Source organism: Rhodospirillales bacterium (assembly GCA_023898765.1).
Lineage (GTDB): Bacteria > Pseudomonadota > Alphaproteobacteria > Micavibrionales > Micavibrionaceae.
Map to the genome: position 1 here is coordinate 879681 of CP060238.1, position 14943 is coordinate 894623.

Annotated in this window: 20 protein-coding genes and 1 tRNA gene; 14 read left to right on the top strand and 7 right to left on the bottom strand. The window is 55.2% G+C overall.

What is annotated here, in order from left to right; genetic code table 11:
* Window positions 1-46: 46 nt before the first annotated feature.
* Both H6853_04225 and H6853_04230 read right to left on the bottom strand, forming a co-directional pair.
* Window positions 47-679: a dCTP deaminase gene (locus H6853_04225; protein ID USO04599.1), complete on the bottom strand. Its 633-nt coding sequence runs from the start codon at window positions 677-679 to the stop codon at window positions 47-49.
* Window positions 657-794, bottom strand: a complete 138-nt coding sequence (locus H6853_04230) for a hypothetical protein (protein USO04479.1) — start codon at window positions 792-794, stop codon at window positions 657-659. Before H6853_04230 ends, H6853_04225 begins: the two co-directional genes overlap by 23 nt.
* Before the next feature lie 117 nt (window positions 795-911).
* Here H6853_04230 and H6853_04235 point away from each other — a divergent pair.
* Together H6853_04235 and H6853_04240 are read left to right on the top strand one after the other, a co-directional pair.
* Window positions 912-986 (top strand) — tRNA-Thr (locus H6853_04235).
* 51 nt (window positions 987-1037) lie between these two features.
* Window positions 1038-2606, top strand: coding sequence for a sulfotransferase (locus H6853_04240; protein ID USO04480.1), 1569 nt, complete (start codon window positions 1038-1040; stop codon window positions 2604-2606).
* On the opposite strand, the gene H6853_04245 is transcribed toward H6853_04240, so the two are convergent.
* Together H6853_04245 and xth are read right to left on the bottom strand one after the other, a co-directional pair.
* Window positions 2603-3226, bottom strand: coding sequence for a hypothetical protein (locus H6853_04245; protein ID USO04481.1), 624 nt, complete (start codon window positions 3224-3226; stop codon window positions 2603-2605). The genes H6853_04240 and H6853_04245 overlap by 4 nt on opposite strands.
* Window positions 3223-3987, bottom strand: coding sequence for an exodeoxyribonuclease III (gene xth / locus H6853_04250; GenBank protein USO04600.1), 765 nt, complete (start codon window positions 3985-3987; stop codon window positions 3223-3225). The genes H6853_04245 and xth overlap by 4 nt, the downstream gene beginning before the upstream one ends.
* A 56-nt stretch (window positions 3988-4043) precedes the next feature.
* Between xth and H6853_04255 the strand changes: the two genes are divergently transcribed.
* Window positions 4044-4739, top strand: a complete 696-nt coding sequence (locus tag H6853_04255) for a hypothetical protein (protein ID USO04482.1) — start codon at window positions 4044-4046, stop codon at window positions 4737-4739.
* 35 nt (window positions 4740-4774) lie between these two features.
* Window positions 4775-5026 (top strand): hypothetical protein, encoded by a 252-nt coding sequence (locus H6853_04260; protein ID USO04483.1) that lies wholly within the window; start codon window positions 4775-4777, stop codon window positions 5024-5026.
* Window positions 5027-5037: 11 nt separating this feature from the next.
* On the opposite strand, the gene erpA is transcribed toward H6853_04260, so the two are convergent.
* On the bottom strand, window positions 5038-5364 hold the full coding sequence (gene erpA, locus H6853_04265; GenBank protein USO04484.1) for an iron-sulfur cluster insertion protein ErpA: 327 nt from the start codon (window positions 5362-5364) through the stop codon (window positions 5038-5040).
* A 21-nt stretch (window positions 5365-5385) separates the two neighbouring features.
* Between erpA and H6853_04270 the strand changes: the two genes are divergently transcribed.
* From H6853_04270 to H6853_04315, 10 genes are all read left to right on the top strand, one after another.
* A complete protein-coding gene (locus H6853_04270; protein ID USO04485.1) occupies window positions 5386-6618 on the top strand; it encodes a deoxyguanosinetriphosphate triphosphohydrolase in 1233 nt (410 codons plus the stop codon).
* A gap of 41 nt (window positions 6619-6659) precedes the next feature.
* Window positions 6660-7175, top strand: a complete 516-nt coding sequence (locus H6853_04275; protein USO04486.1) for a hypothetical protein — start codon at window positions 6660-6662, stop codon at window positions 7173-7175.
* A 258-nt stretch (window positions 7176-7433) separates the two neighbouring features.
* Window positions 7434-8390, top strand: coding sequence for an SPOR domain-containing protein (locus H6853_04280; protein ID USO04487.1), 957 nt, complete (start codon window positions 7434-7436; stop codon window positions 8388-8390).
* Entirely contained in the window at window positions 8374-9345 is a 972-nt protein-coding gene (locus tag H6853_04285) for a glycoside hydrolase family 3 protein (GenBank protein ID USO04488.1), read from the top strand. The genes H6853_04280 and H6853_04285 overlap by 17 nt, the downstream gene beginning before the upstream one ends.
* Window positions 9305-10174 (top strand): segregation/condensation protein A, encoded by an 870-nt coding sequence (locus H6853_04290; protein USO04489.1) that lies wholly within the window; start codon window positions 9305-9307, stop codon window positions 10172-10174. Before H6853_04285 ends, H6853_04290 begins: the two co-directional genes overlap by 41 nt.
* 7 nt (window positions 10175-10181) lie before the next feature.
* The gene (gene scpB / locus H6853_04295) at window positions 10182-10841 is read left to right on the top strand and encodes an SMC-Scp complex subunit ScpB (protein USO04601.1); all 660 of its coding nucleotides are present in this window, start codon (window positions 10182-10184) and stop codon (window positions 10839-10841) included.
* Entirely contained in the window at window positions 10838-11026 is a 189-nt protein-coding gene (gene tatA, locus H6853_04300) for a twin-arginine translocase TatA/TatE family subunit (protein USO04490.1), read from the top strand. The genes scpB and tatA overlap by 4 nt, the downstream gene beginning before the upstream one ends.
* Before the next feature lie 3 nt (window positions 11027-11029).
* Window positions 11030-11323: a twin-arginine translocase TatA/TatE family subunit gene (locus H6853_04305; GenBank protein USO04491.1), complete on the top strand. Its 294-nt coding sequence runs from the start codon at window positions 11030-11032 to the stop codon at window positions 11321-11323.
* A complete protein-coding gene (gene tatC / locus H6853_04310) occupies window positions 11316-12056 on the top strand; it encodes a twin-arginine translocase subunit TatC (GenBank protein USO04492.1) in 741 nt (246 codons plus the stop codon). The genes H6853_04305 and tatC overlap by 8 nt, the downstream gene beginning before the upstream one ends.
* Window positions 12053-13153: a cell division protein ZapE gene (locus H6853_04315; GenBank protein USO04493.1), complete on the top strand. Its 1101-nt coding sequence runs from the start codon at window positions 12053-12055 to the stop codon at window positions 13151-13153. The genes tatC and H6853_04315 overlap by 4 nt, the downstream gene beginning before the upstream one ends.
* A gap of 71 nt (window positions 13154-13224) precedes the next feature.
* On the opposite strand, the gene H6853_04320 is transcribed toward H6853_04315, so the two are convergent.
* Window positions 13225-13926, bottom strand: a complete 702-nt coding sequence (locus H6853_04320) for a hypothetical protein (protein ID USO04494.1) — start codon at window positions 13924-13926, stop codon at window positions 13225-13227.
* Between the two features lie 134 nt (window positions 13927-14060).
* Window positions 14061-14930, bottom strand: a complete 870-nt coding sequence (locus tag H6853_04325; GenBank protein USO04495.1) for a transporter substrate-binding domain-containing protein — start codon at window positions 14928-14930, stop codon at window positions 14061-14063.
* Between the last annotated feature and the right edge of the window lie 13 nt (window positions 14931-14943).

Here is a 14943-nt window from a genome sequence, read left to right on the forward strand (position 1 = left end):
CTCTCCGTGGGTAAAGGCGACGAGGTGCGGGGAATCGTTCGATTCCTTATTTAAGCCGGGGAAGGGTGACGCCGGTCTGCCGCATGTATTTTCCGTCTCGGTCTGCGTAGCTTGTTTCACAGGGGGTTGATCCTTTAAAAAATAAAAATTGCGCAACGCCCTCGCCGGCATAAACCTTGGCAGGCAGGGGCGTCGTATTCGAAATTTCCAGTGTCACATGGCCTTCCCAGCCGGGCTCCAGCGGTGTGACGTTCACGATCAGGCCGCAGCGCGCGTAAGTGGACTTGCCCAGGCAAATCACAAGCACGTCTTTGGGAATGCGAAAATATTCGATGGAGCGCGTCAGCACAAAACTGTTGGGCGGAAGGATGCACACATCCGTTTCGCGGTCGACGAAGCTCTGGCGGGAAAAATCCTTCGGGTCGACAATGGCGTTGTCCACGTTTGTAAAAATCTTGAATTCGCGGGACGCGCGCGCATCGTATCCGTAAGAGGACAGGCCGTAGGAAATGGCCCCGTCGGCTTTTTGTTTTTCCTCGAACGGCTCGATCATGCCTTCGCTCAGCGCCAGATCCCGGATTTGATGATCGGCCAGAAGGCCCGGCAACCCGCCACGGGTGAGCGCAGCCTGAACCTCGTCATCGTTTGCCGTGTGTTTAGCGGTTTTGCGATTTTCCATCATCCTGTCTCTCTTTCGCCTGGTTTTTGCGCTTTTTCAGGTTTTCCCGCAGGGCGGCCGCGCGCAGGTCGGCCTTGCTTTGCGTGGCGGCCGGAGTCTCTTTTTGCTGCGTCATTGTGGCATTCCTGTGGCCAGTTTCCGAAATAAACCAAAATTAAAGAGGGACTATAGGCGAAAACACGCTTGAGAGGCCAGAGTTTTTATTGTACCGTCCGCCCTGTCCTTAAGGCAGGCCGCGGTAGCTCAGTGGTAGAGCGCACCCTTGGTAAGGGTGAGGTCGAGAGTTCAATCCTCTCTCGTGGCACCATCCTGCGCCATACGAAGCGAGACAGGTTAAAACAAAGCAAAAAAAATCGTGATGTCTTCTCCCGCGCCTTATTCGAACGATCCTCAGGATTTATTCCGGGCGGGCGAGGAGTCTTTGCAGGCGGGCCGGTTTGAACAGGCGGTTGCCTGTTTTGAAAAACTGCTGGCGCTGCGTCCGGAAGATGCGCAGGTTCATTCCAGACTGGGGGTGGCCCATATTTCTTCGGGGCAGGCGGAAAAGGCCATCGCGTGCTTCAGGGACGCTATCGCCCGGGACGCCTCTTTCCTGCCGGCCTACCAGAATCTGGCGCTGGCTTTGTGCGAGGCGCACCGGCTTGAAGAAGCGCAGGCGGTTTGCCGGCAGGGGCTGGAGATCGATCCCGCCTGCGTTCCCGTTTATCTGGTGCAGGCCAAAATCCTGAATCTGGCCGGGCAGAGTGAAGCGGCGGAAGGTGTTCTTCAAAAAGCGCTTGAAATAGAGCCGGGACATCCGGATGTGCGCGGCAATCTCGGCACGGTGCAGGCGTTGCTGGGCCGCCGGGAAGAGGCGGTTGAAAATCTGGAAAAGGCGCTGGCGGCGCAGCCTCTGAATGTCTCTTATCACCGGTCCCTTGCGTCTTTTAAAAAATATGAAGGGCCGGACGATCCCCATATTCAGGCGATGCAGGCGGCGCTGAAAGACACGCGTTTGCAGGTGGGAACGAAGGCAGGGCTCTATTTCGCGCTGGGGAAAGCCTGTGAGGATTTCGGGGATTACCCAGCGGCCTTTGCGAATTATGAAACGGGCAATGCCATGGTAAGCGCTGCGATCCGTTTTTCGCTGCCGCGCGTTGAGACGTATTTCCGGCAAATTTGCGGCTCTTTTACCCGCGCATTTTTTGACGCGCACAAAGGGGCCGGGCTGCGCGACGAAACGCCGGTTTTTATCGTGGGGATGCCCCGCAGCGGCACGTCCCTGGCGGAACAGATACTGGCCTCGCATGCCGATGTCTACGGCGCGGGGGAACTGCATGACGTGTTTCATCTGTTTGCGCAGGAGCTCAATCTTCTGCCGCAGGATTACGCGGCGCATTTTGCGGCCCTGACGGAGGATAAAATCACGGCTTGCGCGCAGGCGTATCTGGCGTCTTTGCGGAAACACGATCCGGCGGCTCGATTCATCACGGATAAAATGCCGCTGAATTTCCGCTATATCGGTTTTATCAAAACCATGTTTCCGCAGGCGAAGATCATTCACTGCATCCGCGATCCGCGCGATACCTGCCTGTCCATCTTTAAACAGCTTTTTGTCGGGTCGCTGCCTTTTGCGTATGACCAGGTTCATATTGCGGGCTATTACGGCCTGTATCGTGAGATGATGGCGCACTGGCATCGTGTGTTCCCGGGGGAGATTCTGGATTTTCACTATGAGGAATTAATCGGGGATCAGGAAAAAGGGACGCGGGTTCTTTTGGATTATTGCGGGCTGCCGTGGCAGGACTCATGCCTTGATTTTCACAAGACGCAGCGGGCGGTGACGACGGCCAGCGCCGCGCAGGTGCGCAAGCCTATCTATAAGGGGGCGCGCGGCGCCTGGAAAAACTACGAAGAGTTTCTGGCGCCGGAGATACTTGATCTTTAGGAGGCCGGTTTTTCTTTCGCAGGAGGCCGCCAGCCATGGGTCCATGCGTCCAGCGGCACCACATGGGCCGGAAAGCCGTTATCTTCAAACCAGCTGTCCACGGCATATCTTTCGCCGGTTTCTACCTCGCGGATGGTGGCGGTCTGGTGGGTCCAGCGTCCGCCCCCGATAAAGGGCAGGCGGATTTGCGGCTGCTCGATTTCGTGGAAGGCCAGATGTCCGCGCTGGCGCAGCAGGTCCAGATAGATGGTGGTGTTGGTGCTTTCATCCACGCAGTCGAGCTGTCCTTTTCCCATTTTGATAAAGGTGCCGTGGATATCCTTGTCCGTTCCGGTCATGGCGCCCACGACGGTTTCAAAAACGCCGATCGCTTTTTCAATACGGGCGCGTTCCTGCGCGGCCGTTTTGGACGGGGCGGGGAATATCTTATCAATCTGTTTCCACTGCTGCCTGTTCAGTTCCACCAGATCGTGTTTGGGGCAGCCATAGCTGTGGCAGTGCGGAAATTGTTCGAGCGTGGGGGCGGGAATATTCTTGGAGGCCAGATATCTCTGATAAGTCTTGAAGTCCTGCGCGCAGCCGCTGAGGAAGAACAATGTTAAAGCGAATAAATATTTCATGCGGCAATCTCTAAAAGAATGGGGGTATGGTCGGAGGCTTTTTCTTCCCCGCGCGGGCTTTTATCAATGGTGCAGGATTCCATCCGGTCTGTCACGGGGGGGGATAAAAGAAAATGGTCGATACGCAGGCCGTGGTTTTTCGGCCAGGCACCGGCCTGATAATCCCAGAAGCTATACTGGCCTTTCTCTTCGTTATGGATGCGGAACGCGTCCGTCAGGCCGAGATTTAAAAGGCTGCGGAAGCGGCTTCTGGTTTCCGGGCGATAGAGCGCGTCGCTTTCCCATCCTTTCGGGTCGTAACAATCCCGCGCCTCCGGGATCACGTTGAAATCGCCGCCGACAAGGAAGGGGATTTCTCCATCGCGCAATTCTTTCAGGCGGGCGTAGAGCCTCTCCATCCAGCCGAGCTTGTAATCAAATTTTTCACCGGGCGCGGGGTTGCCGTTGGGCAGGTAGATATTGATGAGGCGCAGGCCGTCATATTCCACCTCAAGATAGCGCGCCTGCTCGTCCGTCTTGTCTCCGGGCAGGCGGTCCAGAACGGCACGGACCGGTTTTTTCGACAGGACGGCCACGCCGTTATAGGCTTTTTGGGAAACATATTCGGAGCCGTAGCCAAGGGACTCGCATTCGCCGGCGGGAAAGTCCAGCCCCTTAAGCTCCTGAAGCATCAGGACGTCCGGCCGGTTTGCCGCCAGCCAGTTTTTGACGTGGTCCAGGCGGGCCTTGATCGAATTGACGTTCCATGACGCGATTTTTATTGACATAATCAAAACTTCTTGCTATTTCCGGTTTCCGACAGATATGAAAGAGTACAATGACAAGAAAATTCAGTTTGGCAACCTGGTTTCGAAGGGCCGTTGGGAAATACAGGGAAGAGATGCGGAAATACGAGGAAGACCGGCGGCAGATCAACCGGCAGAAAGCCATGCTGGCTCCCGGCGCCCTTGTTTTGTTTCCCGATTTTTTTAAAGCGGCGGTTGCCCCGGCGATGAAGGCGCACGGCAAGAATTTTGCGGCGACATTTGGCGTGGGCGGCCGAAAAATAGAGGATATTTTGTATCAACTGTCCGATTTAAAGGAAATTCCGGTCCATTTTCTTGCTTTTGACGCGTTGTCCGGCAGAAGTCAGGAAAATGCGGCCGAGTATCTTGCAGTGGCCGTCAAAGAGGTGGCCGCCTACATAGAGGCGCAGGAAAAGACTCTCGGCCCGGACGAGGAACTGTTGGCGGGCGGTATGCCTGTTGCGGAATACAAGAAAAATCTTAAGGAAAATGTGCAAAAGAAAGATTTGATTACAGCCTTCTTTTTGAAAGATATCATGTTCGCCATGGATATGTGCTGGAGATCGTCCCTGAGCGGTCAGGGGATAGGAATTATGCGCTATGAAACATCTTCGCTGGTGCGGGGGCAGGGGCATCATGTCGTTCAGTTCTGGAAGGATGTAAATGAGCTCGAAGATTACAGGCGGCTTGTTGAGCGGCCCGGAAATCCCGCGCCCCGACCGGGCTAGGGTAAAAACTTTTACTTTTTTAGGGAAAGACAGAAATGATGAGTATGTTTGTGCAGACCATAACCCTTGAAGAAGGGGGAACATTTAACCTTGTTCCGCTTGGCTCGGGCTCCCTTCGCCGTTTTTTTGAAGAGGTCGGCGTTTCTCCTCCCGCCCTTGTGGGGGGTAACCAGCTTCAGATTCGAAGCAGCGACATCGATACGTTGAACCGGGTCATGTCCGTTGTGGTTCAGCAGGTTGTTTCGGGAAGACGCTCCATTTCAGATCCGAAGATACTGGCGCCGTAAATATAACAGGCTTACACGGAAAAAGACGTGCCGCAGCCGCAGGAGGATGCGGCGTTGGGATTGTTGACCTTAAAGGCCGCGCCGATCAGATCGTCTACATAATCAATCTCGGCGTCTTTCAAAAAAGGCAGGGATACGGAATCGACGACGACGCTTGCCCCGTCTTTTTCAAAAATTTTATCGTCTTCGTTTTTGCTTTCGGTGAGTTCGAAACGGTACTCAAATCCCTGACAGCCGCCGCCCTCCACGGCCACACGCAGCATGAGGGCCGGATTTCCTTCCCGGTCCCGCAATATTTTAATGCGTTTCACAAGGGCGTCTGTCAGTGCTAAGGTCATAAAAAAATTATACGGTATGCCATGAGTAAAAAACAACAGGAAACCCCTTCCGAAGAGGCGCAGGCCGATTATAGTTATTGCGCCCTGCCGCTGGCGGCCTATGCGTGCCGCCCGGACCAGAGCAGGGGACGGATTTACGAAGAGCCCGATAGCGCGACCCGCACCCCGTTCCAGCGCGACCGCGACCGGATTATCCATGCCAGCGCCTTCCGCCGTTTGAAGTACAAGACGCAGGTCTTTGTGTATCACGAGGGCGATCATTACCGCACGCGCCTGTCCCACACATTGGAGGTGGCGCAGATTGCCCGTTCCATGGCCCGCGCGCTCCAGATAGATGAGGATCTGGCCGAAGGCGTTGCGCTGGCGCATGATCTGGGGCACACGCCTTTTGCCCATATCGGGGAGGAATTCCTGCAAAAATGCATGGCGCCCTTTGGCGGGTTCGAACATAACGACCAGTCCCTGCGCGTGGTCAGCAGGCTGGAGCGCAAATATCCGGGCTGGCCGGGTTTGAATTTAAGCTGGGAAATGCTGGAAGGGGTGGTCAAGCATAACGGCCCGGTGACGGGGGACGATTTGCCCGTCACCCTGTCCGAACTCCAGCATCAAACCGACCTGCAGCTTCGCACTCATGCGACGCTGGAGGCGCAGGTGGCCGCGATTTCCGACGATATCGCCTATAACAACCATGATGTGGAAGACGGCCTGCGCGCGCAGATGTTTACGCTCAAAGATCTCGAAGACCTCTCTTTGCTGGGGCGGATCATCGGCAAGGTGCGCAAGGACTGGCCGGATATCAGCGAGCATTACATTATTCAGGAAACCATCCGCGAAATGATCGGGGCCATGGTTCATGATGTGCTGGCGCAGACGCAGAAAAACCTGGCGGACGTGAATCCCCAAAGTCCGGACGATGTGCGCAGGGCCGGGTTCCAGATGGTGGCGTTTTCCGAGGACATGTCCAGACAGGTCGAGGAGCTGCGGGCCTTCCTTCATAAACGCATGTACCGCCATTATACCGTCAACCGCATCTGGATTAAGGTGGAGCGGATTATTCCCGACCTCTTTAACACCTTCATGAAACATTACAATTTGCTGCCCGATCACTGGCAGCGCAGGGTCGAGGAGGCGGGGGGCCTCATCGACAATATCGCGCAGGCGCGCATCGTGTGCGATTATATTGCCGGCATGACCGACCGCTACGCGATCCGGGAGCATGAAAGACTGTTTGACCTTTACTGGGATTTGAGATAAAAACCTTTGTTACGTAAATAACAGCGCAGGGAGTAAAGACTATGTTGCAAAAAGCTGAACTGACCTTGGAAAGTGTCTCTTTTAAGGCGGCCGTATTTAAAAAGCTGAGATCGTTACAGGACGGAGGGGTGAAGGACGCTTTTCTCCAGGCGGCCAGAAAAGTCGCGGACGCAGGGTGTTCTGTAGAAAAAATATCGTTGAGAACCGCCCGGGGGGCTTTTGGTATTTCCGGACATATCGACGAGATGCTCGAATGGGCTTCCCGGAGCGCTGGATGGTTTCGCAGTTCAAAACCGAATCTGTGGACGCCGGATAAACTGGGGGTATTGACGTCGCTCAGTTTTCAGGCAGCCGTTTTTGACGAGGCAACATTTTTGCGCGATAAAAATTTAAGGGAAAAGTTTATTTCTGCGGCGTATCGTTTGAGTATCGCGGGCTTTTCGTCCGAAGCCGTCTCCCGTGCCAAAAAAGAGTGTCAGGAGGGCGGTGTGTGTCTTGATAAGGCTATTAGCGCAGCGTATGAGACGACAAATCATCTTCGGCCCCAGCTTCGTTAAGATTCTCTAACTAACTCCAGCTATGGAGAGACAAATATTCCTGTCATTCCGAGCGAAGGGCCGCGCAAGCGGCCTGAAGTCGAGGAATCTTCGTCGTTTGGTACATTCAGGATCCCCGCCGTTTAAGCGATGCTGCGCATCGCCGCGGGGATGACGGCAAAAGAGAGTCAACGTAAAGGCACAATGCTCTAAGGCAGCCGGTGAACAAATTGAAGAAGAGTCTTGAGCGGCTCTTCTTTTTTTCATAGCATAAGACTCATGGATTATCGTGACGAGTTTGATTACGGGGAAGAGGGTGGCGTGACGCGCCGTTTTTCTTCGTTGATAGGGCCCAGAGTGGCTGTTGCCAGCGTGATTATCGCCCTTCTGGTGCTGGCGGGCGTTTTCTGGCAGGGCTATCCCGGCGGAGGGGCCGGTGAAGGCTCGGCGGTGCCGATTATTCGCGCGGATGCGGAAGGCTTTAAGGTTGAGCCGGCCGATCCCGGCGGCATGCAGGTTTCCCACCGCGATTCGACCGTTTTCGGCGCGATGGACGGTCAGGACGAGGAGATCGAAAATCTTCTGGACGAGGAGGGCGATGAAGAGGCGTTGCCGCGGTCCCAGCTTTTTGCCGGCTTGAATACGGATGATATTCCTCCGCAGCCCAGGGCGGTGGTGAATGAAGAAGGCGGTCTGGCCGAAGATAAAGCCGAGGACAAAATGGCCGGTGCGTCTTCCGTTCAGGAAAAAGAGCCACAGGACATTCCGGATCTTTTGGAACCTCATGAAATGATGGATACGGCTCTGGACGATATTCAGGGAAAGACGCCTGCAGCCGAAGAAAAGACAACGCAAACGGCTCCGAAGATAGCTGTTGTCGCGCCGTCACCTGCCAGCAAGCCGGCGAGGAACGTGGAAACGGAGGAATCCGTTTCTTCTGCGCCGTCGCCGTCGCAGATCGAACCTGCCGCCGGCGGTCCGGCGGCGGGCAGCTTCTATGTGCAGCTTGGCAGCGTGAAGTCTTCCGACGGTGCGGAAAGCGAGTGGAAAAAAATCCGCGCGAAATACAGTTCCGAGCTGAGCGGGTATTCGCACCGCGTGCAGCGCGCGGATCTGGGGGACAAAGGCGTCTTTTATCGGATTCAGGCAGGGCCCGTGAGCAAGGAATCGGCGTCTTCCACGTGCCGTTCCATTCAACAGGTTACGCCCGGAGGGTGCCTTGTCGTCGGGCAATAGTCCCGCTCTTTCGAAAGCCGTTATTTTTTCCCTTTCCGGGCCGTGTGTGACGGAAGGGGAGCGTGCGTTTTTTTCTCAAACGGCGCCGTTTGGTTTTATTCTCTTTAAACGAAATATCGAAGATCCCGCGCAGCTTGCGGCTTTGGTCCGGCGTCTGCGGGAGTGCGCCGGGTGGGAATGCCCCGTTTTGATAGATCAGGAAGGCGGGCGGGTGCAGCGGATGGGGCCTCCGCACTGGCCGGCTTATCCGGCGGCCGGGTGCTGCGCCGGCACGGAAGAGGTGGCGGCGGTTTCTTGCGGGATTGCAAAGGATTTGGCGGCGGTTGGCATTGATGTGAATTGCGCGCCGGTGCTGGACGTTCTGTTCGAACAGACTCACGAAGCCATTGGCGACCGGGCTTTTTCGTCCGATGTCGACGATGTTTTATGCCGGGGCAAAAAAACCTGCGAGATGTTTTTAGAACGGGGCGTTACGCCCGTTTTGAAACATTTGCCCGGGCAAGGCCGCGCCGCGCAGGATTCCCACCATGATTTGCCCGTTGTGGCGGCGTCACTGGCGGACTTGAGGGCCGTGGATTTCGTGCCTTTCAAGGGGCTGCTGGCAGAGCCTTTCGCGCCCGCCTTGTGGGGGATGGTCTCCCATATTGTTTATCAGGCGATTGATCCGGACCGTCCGGCCTCCGTATCGCGCAGGGTTATAGAGGTTATCCGGCAGGATATCGGATGGAACGGACTGCTTTTGAGTGATGATATATCTATGGGCGCTCTTGACTCTTGTGGGCCGCTTGAGGATAGATGCAAAGCTATGCTGGAGGCGGGATGCGATATTGCGCTATACTGCGCCGGCAATCTTGAAGAGATGAAGAAAATCGCCGCCTGCCTGCCTGCGCTGCGGCCTGAAAGTTTGGAGCGTTATGAACGAAGCCGACGAATTCGAAGAAGACCCGCCGCGTAGGGATATTCTCCCGGACGAGAACGATGCGGACGCGCTGCTTTTGAATATTGACGGCTATGAAGGGCCGATCGATGTTTTGCTCGAAATGGCCCGTCATCAGAAAGTGGATTTGCGGGAAATTTCCATTCTCCAGCTTGTGCGGCAATATCTGAATTTTGTCGAGCGCGCGAAGGTGCTCCGGCTCGATCTGGCGGCGGAATATCTGGTGATGGCGGCGTGGCTCGCTTACCTGAAATCCCGCCTCCTTTTGCCGCAGGACGAAGGCGCGGAAGGGGAGCCAAGCGGCGAGGTTATGGCCGAAGCGCTGCAGTTCCAGCTCCGGCGTCTGGAGGCGATGCGCGAGGCGGCCGACAAACTCATGGCGCGCCCGCGTCTGGGATACAGCGTTTTTGCACGCGGTATGCCCGAAGGTCTCGGGACGTCTTTCCAGACACACTGGCAGGTGAGTCTTTACGATCTTTTGAAGGCGTACGGGGATATTCAGCGGCGGAAAGAATACGGCAACTACGAGCTGCCGGTGTTCAATATCATGTCCATGGAAGAAGCCGTGGACCGCATGAACAAAATGCTGGGGAACCTGCCGCGCTCCGGCCCGTATAGCGCCTGGGCAACGCTGCAGAGTTTTCTGCCGGAAAATATCCGTGACAGTTTGTATTTCAGGTCTTCGCTGGCCTCGACCTTGACGGCGGGGCTGGAACTGGCCAAGCAGGGGCGCGTGGAAATCAGGCAGGACGGGGCTTTCCGGCCCATTTATTTGCGGACGTCCAACCGTCCGCCTGCGGTGGATGAGATAACATTAGAGGAAAATTATGATTCCGGAACAAACTGAAGAGAAAATGGAAGAGCCGTTGGATGTCGGGACCGCAGAGGCCGGAGGACAATCGGGCATCTCTCCCTTGCACATACTGGAGGCCATGCTGTTTGCCAGTGCGCAGCCGCTCTCGCCGAAGATGATGCATGAACGTTTGCCGGAAGGGACGGATTTAAACGTCCTGCTGGGCGAGCTAAAGGAAACCTATACGGGGCGCGGGATAGAGCTTGTCGAAACCGGCGGGCAATGGGCCTTGCGGACCGCGCAGGAGGTCGCCGGCGCCCTCACGGTCGAAAAAGACGTGGAGCGCAAGCTCTCGCGCGCAGCGCTCGAAACGCTGGCGATTATTGCCTATCACCAACCCGTAACGCGGGCCGAGATTGAAAATATTCGCGGGGTGGCGACCCACAAGGGCACGCTGGACATGCTCATGGAAATGGAGTGGGTCAAGCCGGGCCGCAGGCGGGAAACGCCCGGACGCCCGCTGACATGGATGGTCACAAACGCTTTTCTTGACCATTTCGGTCTGGAAACTATCATGGACCTTCCCGGACTGGATGACTTGAAGGCGTCCGGCTTGCTGGACCGCCGCCCGGCGATCGACACGATCCCCGATACGGGGGATTTATTTGACGATGCGGACCGCGATGCGGCAGAGGAACTGGAAGAGGAGGATGAAGAATGAGCCCGAGTATCTGGCAGATTTTGATTGTTGTTGCCCTGGTTTTTCTTTTGTTCGGGGCGGGGCGTTTGCCGCGCGTGATGGAGGACATCGCCAAGGGCATCAAGTCCTTCAAAAAGGGAATCGGTGACGAGGAAACAAAACCGGAAGCGCTGGAAAAAAATAAGCCGGAAGACAAGAAAGACTAGGCCGTGTTTGATTTCGGTTGGGCGGAGCTTTTGGTTATTGTGGCCGTGGCCGTTCTGGTTGTCGGGCCGCGGGATATTCCCAAAATCATGTACGGGCTGGGGCGGCTGGTGCGCCGGTTCCAGTATGTTCGTTTTGCGATCTCCCGGCAGTTTGATGATGTGCTCAAAGCCGGCGATATAGAAGAGCTGCGCAGGGGCGTGAATTTCGAAGCGCCTGTTACGGATGAAAAAGAAGCGGATGAAAAGGCCGTGGCTCCGTTGCCGCCGAAGGAAGAGGGAGAGGGCAAAAATGACTGAGGCTCTTCCGGTCACCGGCCATCTTGTCGAACTGCGCAGGCGGCTCCTCTGGGTGTTCGCCGCGATGTTTGCGGGGGCGGGAATTTGTTTCTTTTTTGTGGAGCCCCTTTACGGGTTTCTGGTGCAGCCGCTGGCGGATGCGATGGGGACGGACGGGACCAACCGCCTCATTTATACAGGGCTGACGGAAGCGTTTTTCACCTATCTGAAGGTTGCGTTTTTTGCGGGCATTTTTCTGACCTTCCCGGTCCTGCTCGCGCAAATCTGGTTTTTTGTAGCGCCGGGACTTTATAAAAACGAGAAGGGCGCTTTCCTGCCCTATCTGATTGCCACGCCGGTCCTGTTTTTTATGGGCGGTGCGGTTGTGTATTACGGCGTTATTCCGATGGCCTGGCCGTTTTTCCTGTCCTTTCAAAGCAGCGGCGGCGAAACCGTTTTGCCCATCCAGCTTGAAGCGCGGGTGGGGGAGTATCTGGATTTGATTATGACGCTGATCTTTGCGTTTGGATTGTGTTTCCAGCTTCCGGTTTTACTTACGCTCATGGGAAAGGCCGGGCTTGTGTCCGCTGACGGGCTGGCGGCGAAACGCAAATATGCGGTCATCGCGACATTTGCCGTTGCGGCGTTTTTGACTCCGCCCGATGTGATCTCGCAGGTTGGGCTGGCTATCCCGATTTTGCTTTTGTACGAGCTGTCCGTTTTTCTTGTCCGCCGCGTGGAAAAAAAGAAGTGAGTTTGCTGGCGCAATATCAGGATTTGCTGGACAAGGGTGACATTCGTTCCGACCCGCAGCAGGAAAAAGCCGTGCAGGCGCTGGATCGCCTTTATCAATCAATCTGTCATCCTGAGCGGAAGCGAAGGATCTCACGGTGTTTTTCAAAGCTCTTCGCTGTGCTCGGAATGACAAAGAACGAAAAGGGCTTAAACGGCGTTTACCTGCATGGCGGGGTCGGGCGCGGAAAATCCATGCTCATGGATTTGTTTTTCGACGCCGTCAAAAAAGAGAAAAAAAGCCGCAGGGTCCATTTTCACGCATTTATGATCGAGACGCATGAATGGCTGCATGCGCAGCGGGGCAGGCGCGTGGATAATCTTCTCCCGGCCTATGCGCGCGATGTGGCAAAAAATGTGGAGGTCCTTTGTTTCGACGAATTTTTTGTGACCGACGTGGCGGACGCGATGATTTTATCGCGGCTCTTTACGGCGCTGTTTGAGCGCGGCGTTGCCATTGTGGTGACGAGCAACTGGGTGCCGGAACGCCTCTATGAAGGCGGGTTGCAGCGGGATCTTTTCCTTCCTTTTATCGCGCTGCTGAAGGAACGGATGGACGTTGTGCATCTGGACAGCGAGAGGGACTACCGCGCCGTGTTTGAACAGGACAGGAACATGTATTTCTGGCCGCTGGGCCATGGTGCGAGCGAGAAAGCGGACGATTTATTCGCGGGGCTGACGGATTGCGCCCCTCCGGAAAAAGAAATTCTGAAGGTCAAGGGGCGGGAGATTTGTATCCGCGCGGCAAACGGCGTTGCAAGATGTCCTTTTTCACAGCTCTGTGAGCAACCCCGCGGCGCGGAGGATTATATCCGGATTGCGGATAAATATCATACGCTGTTTCTGGAAGGGGTGCCCAAACTGGGGTATGACCGCCGGAACGAAGCGAAGCGTTTTATGAGTCTTGTGGATGTTCTTTATGATAAGGGCCGTCATCTGGTAGTCACGGCGGATGCTCCGCCGGACCGCTTATATAGCGGGCACGACCACGCGTTCGAATTTGACCGGACGGTCAGCCGCCTGCGGGAAATGCAGTCTTCCGCCTATGGACGATCATAGAAAAAGGCCCGGTTTACATGGTTGCAAATCGGGCCTTATCCTTTAAAAAATTTTATGTTTGTTGAAACCGGCTACCGCTGAAGGGTCGGCAGGCTTCCCGGATTGCGGAAATATTTCCCGTATGTCTCGGTGTATTCTCCGCCATGGATTTCATCAAACCGGCTGGCGTAGTTTTTCGCTGTGGAGGAAGCCTTGTCGAAACACGCGGCCGTACTGGTCGGTACCAGTCCTTTTTGGGTGTAAACGCCGCCACTTTGAAAGGCGCAGGAAAGTTTATTTTGTCCTTGTTCAATCGAAGCGTTGAAATTGACGCAGCCTTGCGTGTCGCTTTCATAGCTGTTCATGGCGACTTGTCTTTCCGTGGCATTGCGACCGTAGGAAAAAGTCAGCTTTCCTTTTTCGATAAGAGAGGTTGAGACTTCTTTTTTGTATTCTATGTCTTTGCGTTCTCTCAGGAGGTCTCCCATTTTGGCGCGCCCGATGTTCGAGGCGTGACAACTGTCCGGTCCGTTTTCCGGCGCAACGATGAGTCCGGTGGTTTTGTCAAAAGTTAACCCTGTGACGCCGTCTGTATGGAGATTTTGCCTCTTTTGGAGTTCGGCCTTTCCATACGCAACCCCCTCGTTGACAGCCTGTCTTGTAACGCCGTCAGCGGAAGGAATCCCGCCGCCATTTGGAAGATTATCGATAATGTTTTTTGGAACACAGCCCAGAAGTCCGCCTGTTGTTAGCAAGGCGGCGCTTACACCTATAACTCGTTTTGTCAGGTTCATAATGAAACACCCTCTCTTTTGTTTTATGTCAATTTATGAGGGCTTGTAGCAGAAGGAATTGTTTTATGCAAATACTTTTTTGCCTGTTTTTAGACGCTGAAAACAGGGATTTTAGGGTGTTTAAGGGGACGGGATTACTCCTGATACATCTTGGCCGGACGCAGCAGGCTGCCGGGGTATTCTTGCTCGTATCTGGTCATAATGCGGTCGTAGGCGGCATTGTTGAGCAGGTCTTTGGCGCTGGCGTTCAGGAATTGCCACAGCTCGTGCTCATAAATATCTACCGCAATTACATCGCCATTGGTTTGCAACTGGTCGGTGAGGGGGATGAATTTCACCTTGGCTCCGCTGTCCCGCAGTGGCTGTTCAATGATTTTTGGCCCTAGAAAGAAGTCGGTGCGTCCACCTTCCAAATCGGCAATGGAGTTACCGTAATTAGCCATGGGTGGCAGGGCATAAACGGTCACTTTGTCCAGTGCGCTTTTGGTCATGAATTCTGTCGCATCGCCTTCCACCACGCCCACGGTAAACTCCGGCTTATTGACAGTCGCCAGGGTAATAGAAGCACCTGTGTTGAAGCGGGAGTCGTTCTCCCGCGCGATCAGTCCCACATTCAGGAACGTAAACGGCGCGGTGAAAGCCATTTTCTGCGCCCGGTGCCCGTCCGGCCACATACCCGCACAGTGAGCGTCAATTTTGCCGCTTTTTAATTCGGCAGGGATGCTGCCCCAATCCACTTCCGCCGTCCACTCTACGCGAATACCGTTCAGCTGTGCCATGGCCTCCGTCAGCTCCACAAACAACCCGGTCATTTCAGATGTCACGGGATCTTTCAACACAAACGGCGCCCAGGCCCCGTAACCGCAGCGCAGCACTCCCGTGCGCATGACCCGTTCATAAGCGGTTTCCTTGGGGGTAGCCGTTATGCCCGCAGGCATGGTTAATTTCACCGTGGCAAAAGCAGCGATAACGGCAAGAAGGGCGGACAAAAAGATAGTTTTCATAAGACTGATTCTC